The organism is Hyphomonas sp. UBA3601 (assembly GCF_002375605.1).
Taxonomy (GTDB): Bacteria; Pseudomonadota; Alphaproteobacteria; order Caulobacterales; family Hyphomonadaceae; genus Hyphomonas.
This window is the reverse complement of sequence record NZ_DFME01000136.1, coordinates 841-5123: the sequence shown is the minus strand read 5'-3', so window position 1 is coordinate 5123 and position 4283 is coordinate 841. Positions and strand designations below refer to the sequence as shown.

4 protein-coding genes are annotated in these 4283 nt (G+C 60.5%); 3 read left to right on the top strand and 1 reads right to left on the bottom strand.

Annotation, left to right across the window (positions count from 1 at the left end; translation table 11 throughout):
* Both B4F73_RS15365 and B4F73_RS15360 read left to right on the top strand, forming a co-directional pair.
* The coding region (locus B4F73_RS15365; protein WP_290483707.1) for a PaaI family thioesterase at positions 1 to 485 on the top strand (485 nt) is incomplete at its 5' end.
* 96 nt (positions 486 to 581) lie between these two features.
* Entirely contained in the window at positions 582 to 1349 is a 768-nt protein-coding gene (locus B4F73_RS15360) for a siderophore-interacting protein (protein ID WP_290483706.1), read from the top strand.
* Here B4F73_RS15360 and B4F73_RS15355 read toward each other — a convergent pair.
* A complete protein-coding gene (locus B4F73_RS15355) occupies positions 1346 to 2728 on the bottom strand; it encodes a cytochrome P450 (RefSeq protein WP_290479861.1) in 1383 nt (460 codons plus the stop codon). The genes B4F73_RS15360 and B4F73_RS15355 overlap by 4 nt on opposite strands.
* Positions 2729 to 2961: 233 nt before the next feature.
* Here B4F73_RS15355 and B4F73_RS15350 point away from each other — a divergent pair, with 233 nt between their 5' ends.
* The gene (locus tag B4F73_RS15350; protein WP_290481525.1) at positions 2962 to 4191 is read left to right on the top strand and encodes a cytochrome P450; all 1230 of its coding nucleotides are present in this window, start codon (positions 2962 to 2964) and stop codon (positions 4189 to 4191) included.
* Positions 4192 to 4283 lie beyond the last annotated feature (92 nt).

Genomic DNA, 4283 nt, shown 5'->3' with positions numbered 1-4283 from the left:
GCCACTGCCACCGCCATTCCCATGCTGTTCAAGCGGCTCGGCTGATGACGTTTGACAAGCGCGCTTTCTGGCAGGATCTCCTGACCAACAAGACGCCGCCCAAGGCAACCGCCTTTCTGGGCTTTGAACTCATCGCTTTCGATCCCGACGCCGGCTGGGTTGAGGCCGCTTTCACTCTGCCCGAACACGCCACCAATCCCGGCGGCGACGCGCAGGGCGGCTTCGTCTCGGCCATGCTGGATGAAGTGATGAGCCTTGCCGGCTCAATCGCGCAGGATGGTCCGGCCATGTCCCCGACCCTGCAGATGACGACCAGCTATCTCCGCCCGGTGCCGATTGGCGAGCGCCTTCTCGGGCGCGGCGAATGTGTCCGCCGGGGCCGCGCAGCCCTCTTCACGCGCGGCGAGCTGACCCGCGAAGACGGCACCCTGCTTGCGCAAGCTACCGCCAGCTGCATCCCCCGCGCCCTGCCTTCCGGCACATAAGTGTGATGCCAGGCCAATTGCCGACCTGACGGTTGATCCCGTCAGCAGAATTGTTATCTGATAATGAGAATAATTCTCAATGCAGGTATGCCACTCATGTCCACACCGAATTTCGCCGAAGCCATTGTCCTGCGCACCCAGCAGCTATCCCCGCACATGGTCCGCCTGACCTTCCAATCCGAATTTGCGGCAGATTTCGTGACCGGCGCGCCAGGCGCATATTTGAAAGTCATTGCTCCCACACCGGGAGAGGCCGGACCGCCCGCTTTCGATCCGGCCTCCTTCAAGACACGGATGCGCACCTATACACTGCGCCATGTCCGGCCGGCCGAGCATGAGTTCGACATTGATTTCGTTGTGCATGGCGATGACGGCATTGCCGGACCGTGGGCCAGACACGCCGCCCCCGGCAACCGCATCCTGATCTCCCGTCCCGGCACGCTCAAATTCGGCACCGAGGGAGCAGACTGGCACCTCTTTGTCGCAGACCTGTCCTCCATCCCCGCCGCTGCCGTTGAACTCGAAGCGCTCCCCTCTGATGCCATCGGTGACGCATTCTTCGAAATCCCCAGCGACGAGGACCGGCAACCTATCCGCACACCAACGGGTATCCGTGTGCATTGGATCATCAAATCAGACCCGCAAGCCCCCAGCGAAGCGCTGATACAGGCGGTGCAGACCCTCGACTGGCGCAGCGGGGAGCCAAGCGTCTTCGTTGCCGGCGAATTCGCCCTCGCAGGCGCGCTACGCACTTATTTTCGCAAACAGAAGCCGACCCGGAAAGACCTGACTTATGTCAGCTCCTACTGGAAACTCGGCCTGATCGAACCGGAACACAAAGCCTTCAAGGCGCAGGCCGCCTAGGCCGTCTCCATCGCCTTGACCTGCACCTTGGTCGGTCGCGAATTGCCCTTGCCGTAGAGATTCACTTTCAACTTCGAGATCGCATGGACGAGCGCGTTCGGCCCGTATTTGATGTCGCCGGTGAACTCGATGTTCGGGAAACGCTGGAAGATCTGCTCATAGGCAACACGCAGCTGCATCTGTGCCACGCGCGAACCGAGGCATTTATGGATGCCGTGGCCAAAGGCGATATGCTTGTCGACATTGTCACGCATCATGTCGAACCTGTCCGGGTCCGGAAAGACTTCCGGGTCGCGATTGCCTGCACCATACCACATGACGACTTTCTCATCCTTGGCGATGAGCTGGCCGTTGAGTTCTGTCTCTTCCAGCGCGGTGCGGCGCATATGCTTCACCGGTGAAACCATGCGCAAGGCTTCTTCCGACATGCGCGGAATGAGAGACGGATCGTCCAGCACCATTGCGCGCTGGTCCGGCCATTCGGTCATCAGCTTGATCGTACCCGACAGCGAGTTCCGCGTCGTGTCATTGCCGGCGAAGATGATCAACAACCAGGAGCCATCCAGGTATTCCTGCGGCAATTGTTCATCATCCAGCTTTGAATGCGCGATCATGGTCAACAGGTCATGGCGCGGATTGGCCCGGCGGTCGGCCATGACACGTGCGCCATAGGCAAACATCTCTTCGACCACTTTCTTGAACCGTAGCGGAAACAGCGGCTCGCTGAGGAAGGTCCGGAACGGGTTCGTCATGAACTGGCTCGCCATTTCCAGATAGTGCATCCAGTAGACGATTTTCTGGCGGTCTTCCTCGTCCACGCCCAGCATTTCGCACAGCGTATAGAGCGGCAACTGGTTGGAGAAGAATTTGACGAAATCCAGCTCAGGCCCGTTCGCCTCCAGATCATCGAGCAGCGACTCGACCTTCACGCTGACCTTCTCACGCAGCTCTTTGACATAGGCCGGAATGAAGAAGTCTTTTTGCTGGATCCGCATCTGCATGTGGCGCGGCTCGTCCATCGAAATCAGATTGTCCATCGCCGCGCGGATCAGGACTTCGGGCCGCCAATGCTCACGCGGTGGCACGGCCATATTGATACCGCCCCGCTCGGACGAAAAGATTGCCGGGTTCAACTCGACTGTCTTGATGTCTTCATATCTCGTAACCGACCAGAAACCGCTGCCGCCCCGGCCCATTTTCGACCACATGACCGGCGCCTCGCTGCGCATTCGCGCATACAGGTCATGAGGGTGGCCCCGCGTCCAGGAATTGGGATTCCAAAGCTCGAAGTCGGTTTCCAGCATGGGATATGCGCTGGCGTGTACCGGCATGTCCGCGCCGGTATCTTCCAGGATGTGATCGCTGACGAGATGAGTCATTACAAGCTCCGTAAGGCCGTCACTGAAGTTGACGCAGTTGCGCGTCAAGGCAAGCGACAAGGGGTTACAGAATCATTTAGCCTGCGCTCTCCCTACGACATTCAAGGGGAAAATAGACATCCGAGCCTCCTGGCCCTCAACGCCTTCCCGCAGGTTCACCCACGATTTCAGCGCAAATCCATGATAGGCTTCGTTCATATGATCCGGCGCAAAGACCGGACAGGGAGGAAAACATGGCCGATGATCCGGGCACGCCGCGCGTGCCACAATCCGTGCTGGAAGTGACGGCTTTCTCGCCCGACGCCCGCAACGATCCCCACCCCCCACTGGAGGCCCTGCGCCACAATTGCCCTGTCCTGCGCGACGAGATGGCCAAGACCTGGTTCCTGACGCGCTATGCCGACATTCGCGAAACAGTGAATGATCGCAGCTTTGTCCGCCATCCGTTGAACGCCGAGGAAGGCTCGATATCTCGCCAGCTGATCGAGGATGATGACCAGCCCCGACGCACCTCCATCCTCTTTCTTGATGATCCGGACCATGCCCGCGTGCGGCCTCCGCTGGCCAAGGCATTCTACACGCGCATCCAGAAGATGAAGCCCCAGATCGAGGCCATCATCGACGACACGATCAACGCCGCGCCCGCGTCCGGCACCTTCGATCTGATGTCAGAGATTGCCGTGCCGATTCCGGTCCTTGTCATCGCACGCATCCTCGGCGTGGATGAAGACCGCCTGCCGGATTTCCGGCAATGGTCAGAGGACGTGATCCTCAGCCTGAACCCCGTGCGGACACCTGAAGAAACCGCCCGGATGGAACAAGGCAGCCACGCGCTGGACGCCTATTTCACCGAATTGATGGAAGCCCGCCGTAAAGTGCCGGGCGATGACCTCATCACCGACATGGTCCAGCTGCAGGCCAGCGGTGACGCTCCGCTGTCGGATGATGAAATTCGCATCAATCTGGGCGCGCTGCTGGTCGGCGGCAACCTCACCACGACCGACCTGATCGGAAATGGCGTCTGGTTGTTCCTGAACCATCCTGAGCAACTCGCCGCACTGAAATCCAATCCCGCCCTTGCCGGACAGGCGGTGGAGGAAGTCCTGCGCTTCGAGGCCCCCGTCTCGGCGACATCCCGGATCGTTGAGGCCGACAGGACGGTTGCCGGCTGTCCGATGAAAGCGCGTCAGGTCGTCTTCTGCTCGCTGGCCTCGGCCAATCGCGACGAGACCATGTTCGAGAGCTCGGAACGCTTCGACATCACGCAAAAGCGCGCCAGCCATGTCGCCTTTGGGGGCGGCCCCCACATCTGCATCGGCGCGCCGCTTGCCCGCATGGAGGCCCGGCGTGTCTTCGAAAAACTCTTCGCGCGCTATCCAGACCTGTCCCTGCCCCCGCAAGACCTCGTCTGGCGTGCCCTGCCCTTCTTCCGCGGCCTCGAACGTCTGGTCGTGAAGGTTTAACTTCACCCCGTGTCTCCGGCGCATGCCGGAGCCTCCCGCGGCTGGCTTCCAGCAGGACCCGCATGAGACCCCGGCATGCGCCGGGGATACGG